This window comes from Kitasatospora sp. NPDC101108, from assembly GCF_055584725.1.
This window is the reverse complement of the sequence record NZ_JBVJLM010000006.1, coordinates 336,943-358,864: the sequence shown is the minus strand read 5'-3', so window position 1 is coordinate 358,864 and position 21,922 is coordinate 336,943. Positions and strand designations below refer to the sequence as shown.

Here is a 21,922-nt window from a genome sequence, read left to right as displayed (position 1 = left end):
GTACGGGTTTGATCGAACCTTAAGCTGCCATGGCACCGAGGTACGATGCAACCCATACCTCTGCCCCGCCCAGGGAGGACCGGCACCGATGCCCGACGAAGAAGGCCACCCCGCCGTCGACGAACTCGACCTGCGCACCGTGATGAGCGCCCTCGCCGACCCCCTGCGCTACGGGGTCGTCACCGCCCTGCTCCGCGAGGCCGACGGCACCGCCCGCACCTGCGCCTCCTTCAACCTCCCCGTCTCCAAATCCACCCTCACCCACCACTTCCGCGTGCTGCGCGAATCCGGCCTGGTCCGCCAGGTCGACCGCGGCAACAGCCGCGCCGCCACCCTGCGCCGCGCCGACCTCGACACCCGCTTCCCGGGCCTCCTCGACCTGCTGCGCGCCGAGATCCCCTCAGCCGACCCGGCCCATGAGCGGTGAATGATTGGCGCCGACACGCGCGCGGCGAGGCGCCCGAAGACGCCTCGCCGCTGTACTGATTCGGTTCACCCATGGTGAACTTTAGAAGAGCTCCAACAGTGGAGAGTTGAGCATCGGCTCCATATTGGCCGATGTGAAGTAGGCCGCGAATGCGATGACGGCAGGGTCCTGACTCGTGAAGATCCACGTTTTGCCGTTAGTCGTGGCGCATTCTCTTCCTGAACCATCGCGGACGACGTACCGAGGCCATTGCGCGCGGGCCTCAAGTCGGACGTCCCCTGCGGTCATCGCGATGTACCGTCGCGATGACCGCAACCCGCGTGCGCCGTTGAGGCGGCCTGGGATTCCCTGGAAGGCGACGTCGATTCCGGTGGCTACCTGCCTTCTGGCGCCATAGCCGGGTGTGCCCATGTTGTTCACCACGAGGAGTTCGGCTCCGTCTAGGAGGAACTCCCAGCGCTCCAGAATCTGCCCTGAGACATCGAGCTCTCCCATCGGTCCCCGGACAATCTCAAGCACTCCGAGCGGGGAGGTCATCTCTGCGAGTTTTGCTCGCTCCTTCGCCCGTTTCCGCCATTGAGTTGTGGGAACGAGAATCTTGAGTTCCATTGCTACTCCGAATACTTGCCACTGATCTCGACGCTCGGTGGGGCGTACAACCGGACGCCCCACCGAGCAGCCAGGCCATCGGTAGTTCACCGCCACTGATTCAGACGGCGGACTGGTCGAACAATCCGGCGCGACCCTACCCGAGGGGCCCGAACATCAGCTCCACCAACGTTTGATTCGGTTGATCACCAAACCCAACGGAGATGTTCCGGTAACGGATCGGAATCCTCCCGCCCAGCCACCGCCCAGGGCTGACTTGCCGGCGTAGCCACCGATTTCGCGGTCGGAGGGACGGTATCCGAGGAATCCGTCTGCGCCGACGTGTGCGGGCGTTCCCACGACCACGCCGATCACAGCACCCGCTGCGAGCATGCAGCCGAGACCCGCTGTGGCCCCGCAGAAGGCCGCGGCACCTATTCCGGCTACGAAGCCTGTTCCGAAGCTGACGCCGAGGTGGGTGAGGTAGCGCTTGTTCCACCGCTTCTTCACCTGGTTCGAGACCCAGCCCGAGGCTTGATTGCTCCACCTCTTGGCCGTGCTCACGGTCGACCTGGTCCAGGTCTTGGCTGTGCCCGCCGCCGACTTGACCGCGCCTACGGCCTTGTTGAACGTGCGGCCGCCCGCGCAGCCTCCGCCCTTGCGGTACTTCAGGCAGAAGCGACCGTCGAGGTCGTAGTTGTTGATCGGATCGCCGAAGCCGTACTCGTAGGCGTTGGCGCTACCGCCCGGGACCGGGTCGGTGGACAGGAAGCGTCCTGCGGCCGGGTTGTAGAGGCGGACGCCCATCAGGACCAGGCCGTCCTGGGCCTCGCCGGAGCGCTGCTTGCCGCCGAGCCATCCGTAGCGGGTGGCGGGCTGGCCTGCGGCCGGGTTGCCGTACTCGTCGGCGTCGAGGAGGACGGGCTTGGTGAGGGCGGGGTCGGTGGTGAGGACCACCGAGCCGAAGAGGTTGGTGAGTTGGAGCTTGGTCTCTCCCTTGTCGGTGGTGGCGGCGGCGAGGTCGCCGTCGATGCCCGGGACGTTGCGGGTCCAGGCGCCGGTGGTCGGGTCCTCGACGATCCAGCGGGGGCTGTCACCGTCGCCGCCGTAGTGGTTGAGCTTGGTGAGGGTGTTGGACCAGGTGCCGTCGGCCTGCTTCTTGGCGGTGGTGCTGCCGTTGAAGCGGCCGACCGGGTCGACGGTCCAGGTCTGCCGGGTGTCGGCGGTCTCCTGGGAGGCGACCAGGTCGTCGACCCGGTAGCCGATCGCGGTGCCGGACGGCGTGCTCACCGTGCGGCCGAACGCGTCGTACTGATAGCCGGGATCGGTGATCCGGTCGGCGCTGTCGTACGTGGAGGAGGCCGTGGTGGCGCCGGCGGTGGCGCAGGTGCCGTCGCCCGCCGGTCCGGAGACCGCCTTGGCCGTGCGGTTGTAGTGGTTGTCGTAGGTGTAGACCCGGGTGGTGCAGCCGCCGCTGACGGTGCCCTGTTCGGCCTTGACCAGGCGGCCCAGGCGGTCGTAGCCGTAGCTCTTGTTGCCGGTGCCGGTGCTGTCCTTCATCACTTGGCCCTGGGTGGAGACCTCGTTGGTCTGTGCCCAGACCACGGCGCCGTCGGAGGCCCGGGTGTAGGTGCGGGTGACGGCCTTGCCGGAGGCGTTGAGCGTGTCCTTGCGGACGATGCCGCCAGGGTAGGTCTGCTCGACGAGCTGCCCGTCAGGGCTGTACTTGGCGGTGAACTCGCCGGCCTTGCTGTCGGTCACCGAGGTGAGCAGGCCGCGCGGTTCCTTGGCCCGGTCGTAGGTGAAGGACAGCGTGCCGCTGGGGTCGGTGACCTTGACCGGCTTGCCGAACTTGTCGTACTCGGTGGTGGTCGTCGCGCCGTCGCCATCGGTGTAGGAAACAATGTGGCCGAGGACGTCGCGGACCGTGCTGACCGACTGGCCGCCCGTGGTGACCTTGACGGTGTCACCGGTGGCGGGGTCGTACGTGGTCTCGGACTTCGGCACGGCCACGCCCTCGTCGCCGGTGGTCTCCGTGGAGACCGGGCGGTCGACCGCGTCGTACACCGTCACGGTCTTGCGGGTCTTGCCGGCGTTGGTCTCGACGACCTCCTCCGGCTTGCCGCCGCGTGAGTACCGGGTGACCTGCTTGACCGGAAGGGTGGTCGGCATCCGGGCGGAGTCCGCGCCGGTGACCGCTGCCCCCGGGGAGGTGCTGCAGACCAGGCCCGCCCACTCCGGACGGTTGGCGCAGGCGGGGTCGGCCGCGTTGGCACCTGCCGTGTAGTACGCGGTCTTCACGGTGCCGGCGTCCGCGGCGTCGTTGCCCGGCACGCGGGTTTCGACGGTGCGGCCCTGGGCGTCGTAGCTCGTCGTGCTGGTGAGCTTGGCGCCGAGGGCGTCGGTGGTGACCGAGGTGGGCTTCTTCAGCGTCCAGCCGGAGGTGCCGCCGATCGGCGTGGCGTAGCCGTTCCTGGTGACGCGCAGCTCGACGTCATCGGCGTAGCCGTCGATGCGGGCGCCGTCGGTGGCGGTGGTGACCAGGTGGTAGGTCTGGCCGTCGGGCTTCCCTTCGTCGTAGGTGTTGGTGTTGTGGTCCCGGGCCACGACCGAAGTGCCGGCCGGGAGGGTCGGGTTGACGGTCGCCTTGGTGAGCGTGACGGTGTCGATGCCGGTGTGGAAGCGCTCGCCGCTGCTGGCGGCGTTGGTGTCGACCAGGGTGAGCTTGAGCTCGTGGTCGCCGCGCGCCAGGTGCACCGACTGGCCAACGGTGTACGGGGCGATCACGGCGGTGGCGCTGTAGGTGTCGATCGGCTGGCCGACGTTCTGGCCGTCGATCGCCCACTGGATGACGCCGTGGTCGCTGTTTTTGGTGAGCTGGCCGGAGAGGACGTAGTCCCCTTCCTCGGGAACACTGACCCGCATGCTGTCGAACGCGCCCGCCGCCGTTCCGCGGACGCCCAGGTGTGCGCCGCCGGACCAGATCAGGCCGCAGCAGTTGCTGTCGACCTGCACCTTGGTGTTGGTGCCCAGCTGCGGCAGCTTCTCGGCCTCGGAGGTCACGGAGACCGGGGTGGTCTGACCGTTGACCTGCTCGGCGAGCGCGGCACGGTAGACCGGACCGAGGGTCTCCGCCACGTCCTGGCCGTCGGCCGTGTAGACGGTGCGCGAGTCCAGCAGCCGGGCCCGCGAGGCCGAGTCCGTCGGCAGGTTGAGCTCGGCCGCGTACTTGTCGGCGTCCGCGTGGGTGCCGAGGGCGATGGAACGGTTGGTCGCCTCCAGGGTACGTACGACGTGGCCGTAGCGGTCGTACTCCTTGGTGTCGATGTCACCGCCGGGGGTGATCGACGGGGTTGCGGTGTTGACCTCGTTACCGGAGGCGTTGAGATAGTGGACGCTGGCCGGCTTGTAGCCGTCCGGGCCGGGTTTGGCGGCCGAGGCCGTGCTGGTGCCCGGGTCGTCCTCGGCGTCGAACACGGCGGTGGCGTCCGTTGGGGCGTCGGTCTGCGCCCACTTGGCCACCTCGGCGCCCGACAGGTCGTACGGGCCGCCGGCGCCACGGGTCAGCGGCACGTCGTACACGACGGTGGCGGCGGTCTCCCCGACGACCTGGTCCTTCGAGCCCTGCGCCAGCGCGGCACGCCGCACCTTGAGCAGACGGCCCGGGTCCTGGTCGGCGGCGGCCTTGCCGTAGTCGAAGCTCCACGGCAGCTGACCGGCCGGGGTGGCCCGCGTGAGGCGACCGGCGTCGTCGTAGCCGTAGGTGATCTTCAAGGGGGTGGCCAGACGCGGGTTCCACGCCTCGGCCAGGCGGCCACGGTCGTCGTACGCGTAGCGGGCGACTTCGACCGGCTCCTGCTTGGAGGTGGCCGGGTTCCACGACCAGGCCTTCACGGCGCGCACCCGGTCCAGATAGTCACCCGGGGCCGAAGTCGTGGCAGTGGTGACCTTGGCGTAGTCGTACTCAAGGACGTGGCAGCCGCGCGGCAACGGGTCGACCGTGCAGCCGTTGACGTCGTCCACGCCCGGCTCGACAGCCGGGATGACGCGCTTGACCATGGAGCGGCCGTCGGTGGTGTCGTACTGGTACCGGGTCGTCGAGCTGGCCTCCGGGCCGGTCTCGCTGACCACCTGGTAGATGTTCGAGCCGGCCTGGCGGGCGAAGACGGTCCTGGAGCCGTCCAGCTCGGTCAGCTCGTAGGTGGTGCCGGCGGTCTGGACGTCCCAGATCTGGTTCGGTCCCGCCCAGCAGGTCCAGATCGTGCCGCCCTGGTAGGCGTCCAGGCACTTGCCCGAGTGACGGTTCATCACCGTGTTGTCGGTGCGGACCTCCCATTGCTGGTTGTCACCGCCGTTGCAGCCCCACAGGGTGAGCGGGGTGTTGTCGCTGAGCTGGCCCCACGGGTTGTCCAGGCAGTACCCCAGCAGGCGCAGGGTGAGGTCCTCGCCGCGGGTCCACTGCTGGTTGGCGGCGCCGGTGCAGGCGGCCGACTGCAGCCTCGCACCGTTGCCGGCGGCACCGTTCGGCACCTCCAGGCATTGGCCCGAGGCGGACAGGACCATGGCGCCGGACTTGGCCGGGACGGCCTTGAGCGTCATGGACTCGGCGCCGGGCTCGGGGAAGAACGTCCCGTCGTTGCCCTTGGCGAAGGTCAGCGAGCTGTCGTCATTGCCCTTGATCTCGACCAGGTCGGACTGGGGGAAGGAGAGTGAACGCAGTTCCGATCCAGTGCCCGCGTCGGGGCCGCCCGCCCACTGGGGGCCGAAGGGCGCGACGATCTCCTTCAGCGACAGGTCGTCGAAGAAGACCTGCTTGCCTGCCACGGTGAAGCCGTTGTAGAGGCGGAAGAAGGCCTCGGTGGCGTCGGCCGGGACCGTCAGGTCAACGGTCAGCTGCTGCCAGGCGTCGGTGAAGGCCGCCTTCTCAGAGGTGATCTTGCTGTAGCCGGCCGGGGTCTTGACGAAGCCGGCGAGCCGCAGTCCGCGGTCGGCGAAGTCCGGGTTCAGCCCGGTGGCGCCGGGAACGTAGATCCAGCCGGTGAGGCGGTAGGTGCGGCCCGGCTTCATCCCCAGGGACAGGGTGTGGTCGTCCGGACCGATGCTCGCAAAAGAGTCCAGCTGCCCGTTCGAGGTGACCAACAGCGAGTCGGTGGAGCTGTCGTGGCCGCGTGCGGTCGAACGCGAGAGGTTCGCCTGACCGGGCGCGAACCCGCTGGTGTCGGTGCCGACCTGACGCTGGTTGAGCGTCAGCCGCTCGCCCTGGGGCTGCCAGCCGCGGGCGAGGTCGCGCGAGGAGGCGGTGCGGCTCACGGACATGCCGAACTCGCCGGCGTCCGTCGTGCTGGTGGTGAAGTCACCGGTGAGCAGGTTCACCGAACCCGGTCCCACCTGGGTGGTGGCCGCACCGTCCGCGTTGCGGTCCACTGTCATGGTGTTCCAGACGGTGGTGTAGCCGTTGCCCGAACCGTCCTCGGGGAAGAGCACCGCCCGGACCTGGACGACGCCACCGACCTGGCCGAGGGTGTCCAGCACGTTCCAGTTGGCGTGGGTACCGAGGTCCGCGAGGCGCGGCTTGTCCTCGGTGACCGGGGTGTTGTCCGCCTTGGTGAGGTTGGCGCGCGGGACGTTGTACTCCGTGGCGCCGGGGCCACGGCGGTACTGGTAGACCACCCGCTTGAACTGGGTCTGCGCGTCGACGGAGAGCTTGACGCGCTTGGCGGACTGGGTGCCGTTGACCGGCGAGCTGATGCCCGCCTGGCCGACCTGGAACACGTAGGACGCGGGCGGGGACAGGTTGCCCGCACGGTCCTTGGACTGCACGCTGAGCACGCGCCGGCCCTCGGTGGTCGGCGTGATCGACGTGGTCAGGGCGCCGGTGGCGGTGACCGTCACCGGGGTGCCGCCGTCCAGGGTGTAGACGTAGGCCGCGGTGTCGTCGGTGCCCGGGGCGGGCGAGAAGGTGAACGAGCCAGGCTGATTGGTGGTGCCGTGCCAGAGGCCGTCCGACGGGTAGTCCGCCGAACTCACGAACGGCGTTCCGGGCTTGACGGTGTCGGCGACGACGTTGGTGCCCACCCAGCCGGAGCGGGACTTGCCGTCGTCGAGCATGGCCCAGATCGAGTACTGCACGCCCTCATCGAGCCGGGCGATGCCGTAGTCGGAGGGGCGGACGGTCGCGACCGCGCCGTTCGGGGTGTCCCGGACGACGGTGCCGAGGAAGGTGCCGCCGCGCCACAGATCCAGGTAGACCTTCAGCGGGTCGCCGTCGGGGTCGGCCGCCTGCACCTGGAAGCGCGGGTTCGGGTCCGAGGTGTAGCGGGGGTTGCCCTGCTGCGAAGGCAGCACCTCGACGGTGCCGGGGGTGGCCGGGACGGTGTTGTAGGTGATCGAGACGTACGGCGGCCAGTTGCCCTCGGCGGAGCTGAAGCGCTTCCAGGACAGGCTGCTGGATTCGTCCGCCGCCTTGAGGGCGAAGCCGTAGTCGGTGTAGCCGAACCCCGCGAAGTACCGGATCATCTCGGTGACGTCGGCCTTGGCCCAGAACGTTCCGCCGGCGGCGTAGCAGTCGTAGCTGTCACCGTCGCCGGAAACGTCGTAGGTGTCGTTCGACGTCGCCCACTTGCTCTCCATCGCTGGCTGGTTGCCCCAGCGGGCCCACGAGCCCGCGCCGCGAGCGTTCCAGACCTCCCACTGCTTCGGGGTGCAGGACGCGGAGTGGTAGTTGGCGACGTTGAGCGTGGCGCCCAGGATCTGCTTGCCGTTGAACGGGCCGCCCGGGATGGTCAGGAACGACCGGGCCACGACCTTGCCGTCGTAGCTGCCCAGCTTGAGGTCCGTCGACGCGGAGGCGTCGAAGTTCTCGTTGGTCTGGACGTACGTGTCGAAGGTCGTGCCGACGTCCACCACCGGGTCGATGGTGACCGGGAACCGGGTCCTGGAGTCCGCGAGGAAGGCCGCGTCCGGGGTGAACACCAGCTCGGTGTCGGCGCCCTTGCCACGCAGCTCCATCGTGACCGCGCCGCGGTTCAGGTGCTCCTGAGAGGCCGGGTCGACGGTGGCGTCCCACATGACGGGGGTCGGGATCCGGACGGTGACTTTGCCGCTCGTCTTGTCGAGCAGCTGGATCGAGCCGTCCTGCTGCGGGGCGACGGTGAGGCCGGTGGTGTCGAGCGGGATCGTCACGGTGCCGGTCTGGGCGACGGCGGCACGGTCCTTGACGATCAGGAACTGCTCGAAACCGGTCCGGGTGGCTTCCAGGACCAGGTCGACGCCCGGGCGGGCATCGACATACGTGGCCTTGTTGCCCTCCAGCTTGGGCCTGGGCAGCTTGCCGAGCCAGCCGAACTTGACCTGCTGCTCACCGGTACCGATCTTGACCAGCTCGCGCTCGGCGGGCTTGGGGTCGGCAGGCTTCGAGTCGGCGGGCTTGGGATTGGCGGCCGGGGCCGCGGCCAGGCGGGCACCGCTGCGGGAGGCCCGGGTCGCCCCGGCCGACGGCGAGGCTGACGGCGAAGCCGAGGGTGTGGCGGACGCGGTGACCGTCGGTGTCACGCTGGGTGCGCCGGTGGCAGTCGGTGTCGCACTGGGCGTTGTTGCCGTCGGGGCAGGCGCCGGCGCGGTGCTGGGAGCGGCTGTCGGAGTCGTCGTCGGAGTCGTCGTCGGGGCGATACTCGGCAGGCTGTCGCCCACCGCTACCCCCGCGTCGCCGCCCTCGAAGACCACCCCGCCCGGGTGGGCCTTCGGTGTCACCTTGCCGTCGGGCGTCTGCACCAGCGTGGTGTCGACGGGCACCCACGCCTCGCCGACCTTCATCCGGATCGGTCCGGTGGACCGGTCCGAGGTGAGGGTGCCGTCGGGGTTTGCCCACAGGGTGGTGAACTCCGTGCGCGCACCGGTGACTTCGATGCGCCGCTTCTGCAGTCGGGCCGACAGCAGGGCGGACGCCTCGTCGGACGCCTCGGTGGCAGGAGTGACGGGGGGCGCGGGTGGCGTGGGCGCGGCGACCGCCGGGGCGGCGCTGATCGCGTCCACCGCCACGCCGGTCTGAACCAGCAGACCGAGCGTCAGGAGCGCGGCTATTCGGCGCGTCCTACGCGTGGAGAAGGCCCCGTCCGTGGAACCGGACGAGGCCTGAGACCGTCGTGACATCAAGACTCTCTCAAGAGATTGCCATTGTTTTGGATGACTTCCGTAAAAGCCGAGTGACAATCTCTCATTCCTGGCGGACCCTCAATGGCCAGTCAGGATGAAGATTCCGTAACGGATTGCTTCCGCAAGGTGTTCATGGAATGGCGATTCATCAGCAATGCAATGAAATGTCGGAAATGCCGTCAGTGCCGTCAGCGCCCCGTCGGCCTGTGGGGGCGTCCGACCCGTGCGCTACGCCGGTTCGTACGTCGCCCGGCGGACCAGGGCCTGGGCTCGCGTGCCGTCCATGGGGTGGGCGAAGAGGTAGCCCTGGCCGAGGGGGCAGCCCATGGCGGCCAGCAGGTCGCGCTGGTCGGGGTGTTCGATGCCCTCGGCGATGACCTGGACGCCGAGGGTGTCGGCGATGCGGGTGATGCCCTCGACCAGGGCGTACTGCTGGGGGGAGTTGCCGAGGCCGTCGATGAAGGACTTGTCGATCTTCAGCAGGGAGATCGGGAACTCCCGCAGGTAGGAGAGGGAGGAGTAGCCGGTGCCGAAGTCGTCGATGGCGAGGCCGATGCCGAGGTCGCCGAGGGTGTCCATGTCGGCGCGCAGCCGGTCGTCGCGGCGCATCAGGACGGATTCGGTGAGCTCCAGGACGAGGGTGCGCGGGTCGATGCCGGAGGAGGCGAGGGAGCGGCGGACCACGTCGACGAACCCGGCGTCAAGGAACTGGCGGGCGGAGACGTTGACGTTGACCCGCAGCGGGGGGAGCCCGGCGGCGGCGCGGGCGGCCGAGCTGGCGGCGTGCCAGGCGGCGGCCTCCTCGACGGCGCGTTCCAGGACCCAGGCGCCGAGCGGGACGATCTGGCCGCTCTCCTCGGCGAGGGCGATGAACTCGTCCGGCAGCACCATGCCGCGCCGGTCGTGCGGCCAGCGGACCAGGGCCTCGAAGGCCACCAGGTCGCCCGTCCGCAGGTCGACGATCGGCTGGTAGTACAGCTGGAAGGCCGATTCCGCGATGGCGGAGTCCAGGTTCTCGTTCAGCTCGTGCCGCTCCACCAGTCCCGCCTGCAGCGCCGGTCGGTAGTGGCACCACTGGCGGCGGCCGGCCGCCTTCGCCGAGTAGAGCGCGAGGTCCGCGTGGGTGAGCAGTTCGGCGGCGTCCACGCTGTCCTCGGTGGTCGCCACGCCGATGCTGGCGCTGACCCGGACCGCACCCGCGCTGAGCTTGAACGGCTCCGTGAACACCGAGAGCACCGCGCCCGCGATGGTGTCCACGTCGGTCGGGCGCACCGCGTCCTCGACCAGGACGGCGAACTCGTCGCCTCCGAGCCGGGCGGCGGTGTCCGAGCTGCGCAGCGCGGTGGAGATCCGCAGCGAGACGGCGACCAGCAGTTCATCGCCCACCGCGTGGCCCTGGGTGTCGTTGACGACCTTGAAGTCGTCCAGGTCGATGAACAGCACCCCGGTGACGGCCCCGCTGCGCTCGCCGCGCGCGAGCGCGTGGCCGACCCGGTCCTGGAACAGCACCCGGTTGGCGAGGCCGGTGAGCGAGTCGTGGAAGGCCCGGTGGGTCAGCTCGCGCTCCATCCGGCGCTGTTCGGTCACGTCGCGCAGGGTGAGCACCAGTCCGCCGACCGTCGGGTCGTCGCGCAGGTCGGTGTAGCGGACCTCGGCCTCGATCGGGGTGCGGTCCTGGCGCAGCAGCCGCCAGTGCTCGCGCGGCTGGTCGCCCCGGGGCGGGTCGGCGGAGCCGCGCATCCGGGCCAGCGCCTTGCCGACCTCCCGGCTGTCCTCGGGCGGGACGAGGTCGGTCAGCTGGGTGCCGTCCAGATCGGAACGGCCGAGCACGCGCTCGGCGGAGGAGGAGGCGTAGCAGATGCCGTCGTCGGCGTCGAGGATCAGGATGACGTCGCTGGCGTTCTGCACCAGGGTGCGGAAGTACAGCTCGCTGTCGCGCCGGGTGATCTCCTGGCTCAGCACCAGGCGTTCGACGGCCAGGGCGGCCTGGGAGGCGAGGATCTCCAGCGAGCCCCAGAGGCTGGTCAGCTCCTGCTCGGTGCCGGTGACCACGAGCGCGCCGATCAGCGGGTCGCCGGAGAGGCGTTCGGCCAGCATGAGGGGGCAGACCAGAGCGGCGGGCATGCCGCCGAGGTGGGCGGGCAGGTCGACGGAGCCGACGGGCAGCAGGCGGGTCTCGCGGTGGGCGGCGAGGCGGGCGAGGACCTTGTCCTCCTCGGGCGCCGCGGAGCCCACGCCGGAGTCGGGGTCCACGCCGTCCTTGCCGTTGCCGGCCCGCCGGACGTGCAGCACCCCGGACTCGGTGACCGCGAGCAGCGCGACGTGCCCGCGCTCGGCGGGCATCAGGGTGGAGGCGGCGGTCTGGACGGCGTCCGCGACCTCCGCCACGGTGACGGCCGCGGTCAGCCGGGCGCCCGCCTCACGCAGCGTCCGCTCACGGGCCACGGCCTGGCGGCGGGCGTCCACCACGACGGCCAGCCGGGCCAGCACCAGCAGGTAGAGCAGGGCGGAGAAGGCGCCGATCACGCCCGCGTTGGCGGTGTTCCCGGCCAGCGACTCGATGATCAGGATGGCGGGCGCGATCAGCGAGGCCATGGTCAGCAGGGCGAGCCGGGTGGCGGAGAGGTCGGGCTGCTGGGTGGGGACGGGCCTGGTCAGCTCGACCATCGAGGGGTGCAGCGCGGCCGCGCCCCAGGCCGCGTAGAAGGCGGCCCAGCCGAGTTCGATGCCGGTGCCGATCCGCCAGGTGCCGTGCAGCTGGATCAGTCCGTAGAGGACGTCTGAGGTGAGCAGGCCGAGGGCGCCGACGGTGAGCAGCTGCAGGGAGCGGGAGTTGCCGCCGCGGGGCGTCAACAGCCGCAGCAGCAGGGCGAGCACGATCACGTCGCCGAGCGGGTAGGCGATGGAGACGGCCTTCTGGAACCAGGTGAGGTCCGGGTTCAGGGCGTACGGGAGGATCAGGTAGATCCAGACGAGCAGGGCCAGGCCGAGGGTGATGATCAGGGCGTCGAGCAGTCCGGCGCGGTCCTGACGGGCCGTGCGCCAGCGGATGAAGCCGAGCAGGCCGATGGCGTACAGCACGAACTCGGCGAGGTAGAAGCCGTCGGCGACGGAGGGAAACGGGTTGTGCAGGTGCAGGATGTCGAGTTGGAGGGCCTGCACCGCCTCACCGGTGGTGAAGCTGAGGTTGGCCAGCGCCAGCAGGTACCAGAACAGTGGGTGGCGGGGGCGGTTGAGCCGGACGCCGACCACGACGGCGGCGACGCCGCCGAGGCCCATGCCCGTCCACCAGATGATCCGCAGCCCGGGGTCGGCGAAGTAGATGCCGGTGAACAGCACCATCCAGCACAGGTAACACACCATCAGGCGTTGTCGCCGGAGAGTCAACGAGGCTCCCTCCTCCGCGCCGCCACCCCGCCGCAGCGGCGGGGGAGTTCGGGCGGGGACGGGTCTGTCGGGACCGTTCCACCCACGGACCGGCGGCGTCCGGCGGGTTGAGCGCCGGACGTTGTCGGTGTTCCGCGAGTGCGTATAGTCGGAAATGTCGCACCTCCCAGCATTCTGCCGCTTCAGCAAGAGGTCAAGCCGGTGGACGACGCAGCCGACAGCGCAAGGGGCGTACGCCCGGATGTGAACTCCGGGCGTCACGCCGTGGTACGGAACGACGACGGTCAGTATGCGATCTGGCCCGGGGACTTGACGCTGCCGGCCGGGTGGCGGCAGGTGTACGGGCCGACCGGGCGGGCGCAGTGCCGGGCCTGGGTGGAGCGGAACTGGACGGACCGGGACCCGTCCGGGCGGGACCGGGTGGAGCGGGACCGGCAGCAGGCGTTGGCCCGCCGCGCCCCCGTCGGGTCCGCGGAGACGGTGCACGGGCTGTTCCGGGCCCGGGCCGCGCACCATCCGGCGGTGGTCGCGGTGGTGGGGGAGGGCGCCACGCTGAGCTACCGCGAGCTGGACCTGCGCAGCGACCGGCTGGCCGCGGTGCTGCGGGCCCGCGGGGTGGGGCCGGATCAGGTGGTGCCGGTGTGCCTGCGGCGCGGCGTGGAGCTGGTGGTGGCCTGGCTGGCGGTGCTCAAGGCGGGCGCGGCCTTCCTGCCGCTGGACCCGGCGCACCCCCCGCGGCGGCTCGCGGGGCTGGTGGCGGACTGCGGGGCGCGGGTGGCGGTCACGGACGGCGCCGGGTTCGACGGGGTGGCGGCGGTGGAACCCTCGGAAGGGGCTTCGGCGGACGTTCCGGCCGGCGTGCCGGAGGGCGCCTCCGGCGCGGCCGACGTTCTGGCCGACGTTCCGGGCGGTGTTCCGGGCGGTGTTCCGGAGACCGCCTCCGCGCCGGACGACCTCGCCTACCTCATCTACACCTCCGGCACCACCGGCCGCCCCAAGGGCGTGCCGGTCACCCACCGTTCCCTCGTCTTCACTCTGGAGCGGGTCGTCCGCGCCTACGGCCTCGTCCCCGGTGAGCGGGTGCTCCAGCTGGCCGCGCTCGGCGCCGACACCGCTCTGGAGCAGGTGTTCTCCACGCTGCTCGCGGGCGCGACCGTCGTGCTCGGCGGCCGGGACACCTGGGCGCCGACCGAACTGGTCCGGCGGCTGCCCCGGCTCGGCCTGGCGGTCGCCGACTTCACGCCCGCGTACTGGCACCACGTGCTCGACCTGCTCCCGCCCCGCGGGCCCGCCCCGACCGGACTGCGGCTGGTGGTGGTCGGCGGGGACGTGGTGCACGCCGACGACTGCCGGGCCTGCCGGGATCGGTTGCCGGGGGTCCGCCTGCTGAACGCGTACGGGGTGACCGAGGCGGCCGTCACCTCCCTCCACTGCGAGGTCACCCCGGAGCTGCTGGACGCCCCCACCGCGCCGGTGCCGATCGGCCGCCCGCTGCCGGGGGTGCGGGTGCACGTGCTGAACGAACGGCTGCGGCCGGTGCGGCCCGGCGAGCGGGGCGAGATCCACCTCGGGGGGCCGGGCCTCGCTCGCGGCTACTGGCGGCAGGCCGGGCTCACCGCCGAATCGTTCCTGCCCGACCCGTACGCGCCGCTGCCCGGCGAGCGGATGTACCGCACCGGTGACGCCGGGCGCTGGCGGGCGGACGGGCAACTGGAGATCCTCGGGCGCTTCGACGACCAGGTGAAGGTGCGCGGGCACCGGGTCGACCCGGCCGAGGTCGAGGCCGTGCTGGCCGACCACCCGGCGGTGCGGCAGGCCCGGGTCGCCGCCGACGGCAGCGCGCCGGACGGCAGCCGGGTGCTCACCGCCTACTACACGCTCGGGGAGGCCGTCGTACGGCCCGAACTGCTGCGCGCCTTCCTGGCGGAACGGCTGCCGGAGTACCTCGTCCCGGCCGAGTTCGTGCCGCTGGAGGCCATGCCGCTCACCGCGGCGGGGAAGATCGACCGGCGGTCCCTGCCGCAGGCTCCGGTGCGGACGGCCCAGGTGCGGACGGCCGCGGCCGGCGGAGCCGTCGGACCCGGAGCTGTCGGACCCGGTGCCGTGGGATCGGGTGCCGTCGGATCGGGTGCTGTCGGACCCGGTGCTGCCGGACCCGGCGTTGTCGGACCCAGTGCCGTGGAGGCGGCCGTCGGGCACCTCTGGGCGGCGCTCCTCGGCGCCGAACGCGTCGGCCCCGACGACGACTTCTTCGCCCTCGGCGGCACCTCGCTGCTCGCCATGGAGATGCTCGCCCGGGCCCGGATGATGTTCGGCCTGGACGTCGGCCACGTCCGCACCCTCACCCGGGCGCTGCTGCGCTCACCCGTGCTGCGCGACTTCACCGCGGCCCTGCAGGCCGCCCGCACCGGCGTCGCCCACGGCGAGGCCGCCGTCGACTGGCAGGCCGAGGCCCAACTCACCCACGCCGTGAGCCAGTCCTGGAGCCCGGCGCCCTCCCGGGCCGATCCCGCCGAGATCCTGCTCACCGGCGCCACCGGCTTCTGCGGTGCCCACCTGCTGGACGTCCTGCTCGCCACCACCCGGGCGCGGATCCACTGCCTGGTCCGCGCGCCCGACCGGGAACACGCGCTGGAACGGCTGCGCGCCAGCCGGCAGCGCTTCCTGCGACGGGACCTGGCGGACGCCCGGGTGGTGCCCCTGGTCGGCAACCTCGCCGCCGAGCGACTGGGCCTGACGGAGCGTCAGTTCTGCTGGCTGGCGGAGCATCTGGACGCCGTGTTCCACCTCGGCGGGGAGGTCAACTTCCTCTATCCGTACCACCAGTTGCGCGCACCCAACGTCGGCGGCACCCGGGAGGTGGTCCGGCTCGCCGGGCACAGCCGGGGCGTCCCGGTGCACTACCTCTCCACCCTCGCCGTGCTGGCCGGGTTCGGCGCGGCCGGCGTCCGCGAGGTCACCGAGCGCACGCCGCTCGCCCACCCCGAACGGCTGGGCGTCGGCTACGTCGAGAGCAAGTGGGTCGCCGAGCGGTTACTGCACAACGCGGCGGCGGGCGGACTGCCGGTCACCGTGCTGCGCACCAACGACGTGACGGGGGACCTGGTGGCCGGAGTGATGAACACCGGCACCGAACTCTGCGCGCTGATCAAGTACTTCGCCGACAGTGGCACCTGCCCGGACGTGCGGCTGCCGCTGGACTTCGTCCCGGCCGACCGGTTCACTCGTGCGGTCGCCCACATCGCCGCGCACGCGCCTGCCGAGGGGGAGGTCTACCACCTCACCTCGCCGAACCCGGCCGGGCTCCCCGACCTGGCCGACCGGCTCCGGGCGCGCGGCCGGCAAATCACCGAACTCCCGTACCGGGACTGGGTGCAGCGGCTGGTCCGGTTCGCCGCCGGGCACCCGACGCACCCGATCACACCCTTCGTCCCGCTGTTCGTCGACCGGGCACCGGGGGTGGACCTGTCCATCAGCGAGCTGTACTTCCAGCCGGTGTTCCCGCGCTTCGACCGGCGCAACGCGGATGCGGCGCTGGAGGGCAGCGGGATCGAACTGCCGGACGTGGACGGCGCGTTGCTGGACCACTACCTGGCGCGGCTGGCGGACGAGGGGTTCCTGTGACCGTGACCGGCTTCGACGCGCTGGACCTCCGATCCGCGGACGGCGAACGGCCGGTGGCCTTCGGCGGGGAACTCGGACCGGAGCAGCTGCTGACGGCCTATCGGCACGGGCTGTTCCCGCTGCCCGCGGCCGACGACTACACGAGCGCCTACAACGAGGCGCTGCACGGGGACGCGGTCGACGCCGGGGAGGTGGCCCTGCTGCCGGGCGCGGAGGACCCGTACGCGCTGGCGTGGTGGTCGCCGGACCCGCGGCCGGTGCTGCGCCCCGGCCAGGTGCGGCTGCCCCGCAGGCTCGCCCGCCGGCTTCGCGGCCCGTTGGAGTGGTTCACCACCGCGGACGCCGCGTTCGGCGCGGTGCTCGCGGCCTGCGCCGAAGGGCGCCAACCGGCTTGGCTCACCCAGGAGTTGAGAGTGGCGCTGATGGAGCTCAACGCGCGCGGTGCGGCCCACAGCGTGGAGGTGTGGGAGGGGGAGGAGCTGATCGGCGGGGTGTTCGGGGTGGCCGTCTGGCCGGTGCTCAGCCTGGACTCGATGTTCCACCGGCGGCCGGACGCCGCCCGGGTCGCCGTCGCCGACCTCGGTGCGCGGTTCGGCGCCGCGGGCGGGCGGCTGCTGGACGCCCAGTGGGACGGGCCGTACGTGCGCAGCCTCGGGGCGGTGCCGATGGCACGCTCCCGCTACCTCGACGAACTGGCCGTAGCCCCCACGGCGGGCACTCTGCCCACGGACCGGCTGCCGGTCGCACGGCTGGTCTGACCTGCGGTTCCTGCCCCCTCCGGCCCCGCGTCGGCCCGTCTTCGACAAACTTATTCCTCGTCAGTAACATGACGCTGCGTGTTCAAGCCCTCGATAGGCCGGGCCGCGCCCGCAGCCCTGCTCACCCTCATCCTCGCCGGGACGGCCGCGTGCGGGCCCACCAGCCCCGGCAGCACCTCCCGGGCGGCCGGCGAACCCGCCGCCGCCACCAGCGCCACCGACGCCACCGCGACCACCGCCGGGGGCAGCCCGGCGGGCGCCGCGACCACCCCCGGTGCCCCGCGAGCCCGGGCCGGAGTCCCGGCCTCCGGCCGTCCGACCGCCGGCAGTGGCAGCAGTGGGAATGTCGCGGTCGCCCCGGCCGACGACAAGCAGGCCGCCATCGGCAGCCCCGGCAAGGACGGTGGCGCGGTCACGGCTGCGACCAAGGCCCTCCAGCTCACCGCGTACGACCCGGGGAAGGGCACGGCCGTCCTGACCGCCTCGGGCCCGAGCGCCGCGTCCAGCGCTTCCCCGACCGCCTCCCCGACCGCCTCCGCGAGTGCCTCGCCGAGCACGGCCCCGGCCGCCTCCCCGACCGCCTCCGCGAGCGCCTCCCCGGGCACGGCCGCGAGCGCCGCGGCTGCGGCCGCCGTCCAGCCCGGCCAGCTGATCGCCAGCCCGCCCACCGCCGCCGCGCCGCAGGGCGCGCTGGTCGCCGTCACCGGCGTCAAGCCGGGGGCTGGCAGCACCGTCAACCTCACCACCCGGCCGGCCACCCTGTCCGAGCTGCTCGGTGGTACCGAGGCGGACGGCAGCCTCCCGATCGACGTGCACGGCATCCAGGTGACCCCGCTGGTCAAGGACCTCAAGTGGAACGTCGGCGCCGACGGCAACGGCGTGAAGGGCGACGCCTCCGGCACCCTGGGCGTGAACGTCAACGCCCCGGTCCCGCTGCCCGAGGGCGCGAGCCTGAACGCCTCCGGCTCCCTCCAACTGCACCCGGCGGTCCACTTCGCCTACCACGGTGCGCAGGCCACCAGTCCGCGCACCGCCTCGATCGGCTTCGACCTGGGCGCCGAGGCGCACTGGAAGGTCACCGGCGACGTCGCCCGCAACACCGGTGCGGCGCCGATCCGGGTGCCCTTCGCCAAGCTGCAGGCCAGCCCGGTGCTGACCGTGGCGGGCCTGCCCGTGGTGGTCAACCTCGGCCTCACCTGCTACCTGGAGGTCAGCGCCGACGGGCAGGTGCACCTGGAGACCGAGCAGGACGCCACCGGCACCTGGGCCGTGCGCGCCGACTACTCCGGTGACAAGGGCTGGACCTCGGCCACCAACGCCGACACCAAGGTCTCGCCGGTGCACGTCAGCCTCAACGGCAAGGCGTCCGTGCGGGCCGCCCTGGGCGTCGACGCCAGCGTCGGTCTGTACGACACCGTCGGTGTCGAGGCGGCCGTCGCCCCCTACCTGAGCGCCAGGGCCGACGGTTCCCTCGCGGTCGACCTGCCCGGCAAGGGGCCGCAGGCCAAGGGCAGTTGGTCGCTGGTCTGCGGCGTTGACCTCACCGGTGCGCTGACCGCCCACCTGAAGGTCTTCGGCACCCCGCTGTTCGAGAAGCAGATCCCCTTCCCGCCCTTCCACAAGGAATGGCCCCTGATCGCCGGCTCGGCCACCCTCCCGGCGGCGAAGCCCGCGGGCTGACGCGACGCCAGGGGCCCCGGCTGCCGCTCGGCGGATTCCCGGGGGTCGTTGCAACACGTGGTCGGTTCGATCAGGCCGCGACGAGTTGATGCAGGCGCTCGGCCGGGGTTTCCCGGCCGAGCGCTTTGCGTCGGCGGCCGCCGGGTTCGGCGGCGACGGCCACGAGGAGGAGGTCGCCGGCGGAGTGGTCCTGCCACCGCTCTCCGGGCTGGTGCATCAGCGGAAGTGTGCCGAGGCGGCGGATCACTTTCGCCGCCACCGCCGAGGTCTGATCGGACCTCCCTTCACGGCCCACCGCCGCCCCGGCAGTGGGCCGTTGGCGTACTTTCAGCCCGAAATGCCCTACCCTTCCGCCATGCTCTCTGTTGTAGTTGCCCCCTGGGCGGGCGAGGCGGAGCCGGTCTTCATGCGTGCGCCGGATGAACTGCACGACGCCGCGAGCACGATGAAGATCGCGGTGCTCGCCGCACTCACCCGCAGCGGGGCGAACCTCGATGCCGAGGTGCCGGTGGTGAACCGGTTCGAGTCCGTCGTGGGCGGGGAGTTCGGCAACGATCCCGACTGGGACAGCGATCCGCTGCCATGGGAGCTGCTCGGCACCCACGTGCCGCTGCGCCTGCTGGCCGAACGGATGATCACCCACTCCTCCAACCTGGCGACCAATCTCTGCCTGGCCCGTACCGACCGGCGTTCGGTGGCCGAGGTGTGGCGCCGGGCGGGGGCCACCCGCAGCGCGAGCCCGCGCGGGATCGAGGACCACGCGGCGCGCGCCGCGGGCGTGCACAACCGGGTGAGCGCCCGTGACCTGGTCCGGCTGCTGCACTCGCTCGCGGACGAGCCCGAACTCCTCGCCCTGCTGGAACGCAACGACTTCCGGGTGGACCTCGCCGCCGGGCTGCCGCCGGGCACCCGGATCGCGTTCAAGAACGGCTGGCTGCCCGGCGCCCGGCACTGCGTGGGGCTGGTCCACCCGCGCGACTGCCCGCCGTACCTGATCGCCGTCTGCTACACCGGCCCGCTCGCCGACGGCAGCGACCGCACGGACCCGGCGGCCCGGCTGCTGGCGCGGATCTCGGCGGAGGTCTGGAGGCACCGCCGGGCCATCAGCCCGCGTTGAAGGGCAGCGGGGCCCCGGCCCGGTGGCAGGGCCCCGCGGGCGGGACCTCAGTAGGGCTTGACCAGGACGTGGGCCGCGCCGGGGATGCCGATCTTCAGCAGCTCGTCCTCCTCCGGGGTGGTCGGGGTGCCGGTCTCCTGCTTGAGGACCGCCCGGGACAGCGCCTGCACCCACATCGCGCGCGGGCGGCGCCGCTCCTCCCAGGCGGCGAGGGCCGCCGGGACGTCCTCCGCCGCGTCCAGGCTCTGGGCCAGGACGAGGGCGTCCTCGACGGCCATCGCGGCGCCCTGGGCGAGGTGCGGGGTGGAGGCGTGGGCGGCGTCGCCGGCGAGGACGATGCGGCCGACGTGCCAGGGCTCCTCGACGGTGACCTGGGAGATGCGGGAGTAGACCACCGCGGCCGGGTCGGTGACCTGGGCGAGGGCCTCGGCGATCGGGCCGCCGAAGCCGGCCAGCCGCTCCCGGAGCTGCTCGTGGGCGGCCGCCGGGTCCGGGCGGAAGTCCTCGGCCTCGGCGAACACCGAGCCGAGGTACATGAGTTGGTCGCTGATCGGGGTGAGCAGCGCCTTGGCGCGGAGGTTCCCGGTGGACATCACCACGCCCTTGACCTCGGGCGAACGCGGCAGGGTGACGCGCCAGTTGGCGAAGCCGGTGTACTCCGGTGCGTACGTGTCCCCGTACAGGTGCCTGCGCAGCGGCGAGCCGATGCCGTCGAAGCCGACGACCAGGTCGTAGCGGCCGCGGTGGCCGTCGGTGAGGGTGACGTCGACCCCGGAGCCGTCGTCGGTGAGCTCCGAGACGGAGGTTCCGAAGCGGACGGTGGCGCCGGCCGAGGTGGCGGCGTCGGCCAGCACCCGGGCCAGGGCGGGGCGCGGTATGCCGTTGTTGGAGGGGGCGTCGCCCATCCGGGGCTGGGGGATCTGGGCGACGGTGGTGCCGGCCGGGTCGCAGATGGTCAGCACCTCCCACTCGAAGCCGACGGCCAGGCACTCGTCCAGCACACCGATGTCGCGCATCACGTGCAGGGCGTTGGAGGGCTGGATGATGCCGACGCCGAGGGCCTCCAGCCGGTCGCGCAGCTCGGCGACCTCGACGTGGTGGCCGCGCCGGGCGAGGGCGGTGGCGAGGGTGAGGCCGCCGATGCCGCCGCCGTGGACGAGGACGCGCAGGGGAGCGGTGGTCATGAAGGGGCACTCCAGGGGGGTTGAGGCCGCTGCGCTTTCAGCCGACGGGCGCGGCGGCGAGGTCCATCAGGTGGTCGACCAGGGCGAGCAGCAGGTCGCGGCCGAAGCCGCGCTCGCGCACGTCGCCGATCAGCATCGGGACCTGCGGGTCGAGGTCGAGGGCGGCCCGGATCTCCTCCGGGGTACGGGTGTTGTGGCTGTGGAAGCAGTTGATCGCGACCACGAACGGGATGCCCCGGCTCTCGAAGAAGTCGATCGAGGCGAAGCTGGTGTCCAGCCGCCGGGTGTCGGCGATGACGATCCCGCCGAGGGCGCCGTTGACCAGGTCGTTCCACATGAACCAGAAACGTTCCTGCCCGGGTGTGCCGAACAGGTAGACCACCAGCTCGGGGCTGACGGTGATCCGGCCGAAGTCCAGGGCGACGGTGGTGGTGTCCTTCTGGTCGACGCCGGCCAGGTCGTCGACGCCGACGCTGGCCGTGGTCAGGTACTCCTCGGTGCGCAGCGGGGTGACCTCGCTGACCGAGCCGACCAGGGTCGTCTTGCCGACGCCGAAGCCGCCCGCGATCAGGATCTTGACGGCGGCCGGGGCGGCGGCGGGCTCGTCAACGGAACTGCGGGAGTGGGGCGTTGCCATCGTTCAGAGTCTCCGGAGTCCTTCGCGTACGGCCGTGAGCAGGCCGAGGTCCACGCCCCCGGCGGCGCGGGCCACCGAGAGCGGCGCCCGGGCCTTCAGCAGGCCCTGGGCGACCAGGTCGCCCAGCAGGATCTTGGTGACCGAGACCGGGAGGTCCAGGCCGGCCGCCACCTCGGCGACGGCGGCCGGGCGCCGGCAGCGGTCGAGGATCAGCCGGTGCTCGGGCTGGAGGCCGCGGGCACCGGCGCGGCTGCCCCGCGCCAGGGCCGCGTCGGCCTCGGCCTCGGCGGTGGTGAGCACGGTGATCAGGGTGAGGTCGTCGCGCTCGGGAGCGGTCCGGCCGCGGGTGATGGTGTACGGGCGCACCAT

Annotated in this window: 12 protein-coding genes; 5 read left to right on the top strand and 7 right to left on the bottom strand. The window is 71.9% G+C overall.

The window, feature by feature from the left end; all coding sequences use genetic code 11:
* The first annotated feature begins 88 nt into the window (after positions 1 to 88).
* Positions 89 to 427: an ArsR/SmtB family transcription factor gene (locus ACZ6Z8_RS16895; protein WP_465610400.1), complete on the top strand. Its 339-nt coding sequence runs from the start codon at positions 89 to 91 to the stop codon at positions 425 to 427.
* Between the two features lie 81 nt (positions 428 to 508).
* On the opposite strand, the gene ACZ6Z8_RS16890 is transcribed toward ACZ6Z8_RS16895, so the two are convergent.
* The 3 genes from ACZ6Z8_RS16890 to ACZ6Z8_RS16880 all read right to left on the bottom strand — a co-directional run bounded on the left by ACZ6Z8_RS16890 (position 509) and on the right by ACZ6Z8_RS16880 (position 12,508).
* Positions 509 to 1,036 carry a hypothetical protein gene (locus ACZ6Z8_RS16890; RefSeq protein ID WP_465610398.1) on the bottom strand — a complete coding sequence of 176 codons (528 nt, stop codon included), beginning with the start codon at positions 1,034 to 1,036 and terminating at the stop codon, positions 509 to 511.
* Between the two features lie 156 nt (positions 1,037 to 1,192).
* On the bottom strand, positions 1,193 to 9,163 hold the full coding sequence (locus ACZ6Z8_RS16885) for a ricin-type beta-trefoil lectin domain protein (protein ID WP_465610397.1): 7,971 nt from the start codon (positions 9,161 to 9,163) through the stop codon (positions 1,193 to 1,195).
* A 231-nt stretch (positions 9,164 to 9,394) separates the two neighbouring features.
* A complete protein-coding gene (locus tag ACZ6Z8_RS16880; protein ID WP_465610395.1) occupies positions 9,395 to 12,508 on the bottom strand; it encodes a putative bifunctional diguanylate cyclase/phosphodiesterase in 3,114 nt (1,037 codons plus the stop codon).
* Positions 12,509 to 12,691: 183 nt separating this feature from the next.
* Here ACZ6Z8_RS16880 and ACZ6Z8_RS16875 point away from each other — a divergent pair, with 183 nt between their 5' ends.
* The 3 genes from ACZ6Z8_RS16875 (at position 12,692) to ACZ6Z8_RS16865 (ending at position 18,615) form a co-directional block, all read left to right on the top strand.
* Positions 12,692 to 16,177: an amino acid adenylation domain-containing protein gene (locus tag ACZ6Z8_RS16875; RefSeq protein ID WP_465610393.1), complete on the top strand. Its 3,486-nt coding sequence runs from the start codon at positions 12,692 to 12,694 to the stop codon at positions 16,175 to 16,177.
* Positions 16,174 to 16,935: a leucyl/phenylalanyl-tRNA--protein transferase gene (locus tag ACZ6Z8_RS16870; protein ID WP_465610391.1), complete on the top strand. Its 762-nt coding sequence runs from the start codon at positions 16,174 to 16,176 to the stop codon at positions 16,933 to 16,935. The genes ACZ6Z8_RS16875 and ACZ6Z8_RS16870 overlap by 4 nt, the downstream gene beginning before the upstream one ends.
* A 78-nt stretch (positions 16,936 to 17,013) precedes the next feature.
* Entirely contained in the window at positions 17,014 to 18,615 is a 1,602-nt protein-coding gene (locus ACZ6Z8_RS16865) for a hypothetical protein (RefSeq protein ID WP_465610389.1), read from the top strand.
* Between the two features lie 70 nt (positions 18,616 to 18,685).
* Here ACZ6Z8_RS16865 and ACZ6Z8_RS16860 read toward each other — a convergent pair whose 3' ends face one another.
* Positions 18,686 to 18,832 (bottom strand): hypothetical protein, encoded by a 147-nt coding sequence (locus ACZ6Z8_RS16860; RefSeq protein WP_465610387.1) that lies wholly within the window; start codon positions 18,830 to 18,832, stop codon positions 18,686 to 18,688.
* Between the two features lie 138 nt (positions 18,833 to 18,970).
* Here ACZ6Z8_RS16860 and ACZ6Z8_RS16855 point away from each other — a divergent pair, with 138 nt between their 5' ends.
* On the top strand, positions 18,971 to 19,732 hold the full coding sequence (locus ACZ6Z8_RS16855; RefSeq protein ID WP_465610386.1) for a serine hydrolase: 762 nt from the start codon (positions 18,971 to 18,973) through the stop codon (positions 19,730 to 19,732).
* Positions 19,733 to 19,779: 47 nt separating this feature from the next.
* Here the strand turns inward: ACZ6Z8_RS16855 and ACZ6Z8_RS16850 are convergent, their stop codons facing one another.
* From ACZ6Z8_RS16850 to ACZ6Z8_RS16840, 3 genes are read right to left on the bottom strand one after another with little or no spacing between them, the layout of a single operon-like run.
* A complete protein-coding gene (locus ACZ6Z8_RS16850; protein ID WP_465610384.1) occupies positions 19,780 to 20,916 on the bottom strand; it encodes an FAD-dependent monooxygenase in 1,137 nt (378 codons plus the stop codon).
* 37 nt (positions 20,917 to 20,953) lie between these two features.
* Complete coding sequence (locus ACZ6Z8_RS16845) at positions 20,954 to 21,553, bottom strand: GTP-binding protein (RefSeq protein ID WP_465610382.1); 600 nt, start codon at positions 21,551 to 21,553, stop codon at positions 20,954 to 20,956.
* A 3-nt stretch (positions 21,554 to 21,556) separates the two neighbouring features.
* Entirely contained in the window at positions 21,557 to 21,922 is a 366-nt protein-coding gene (locus ACZ6Z8_RS16840; protein ID WP_465610556.1) for a DUF742 domain-containing protein, read from the bottom strand.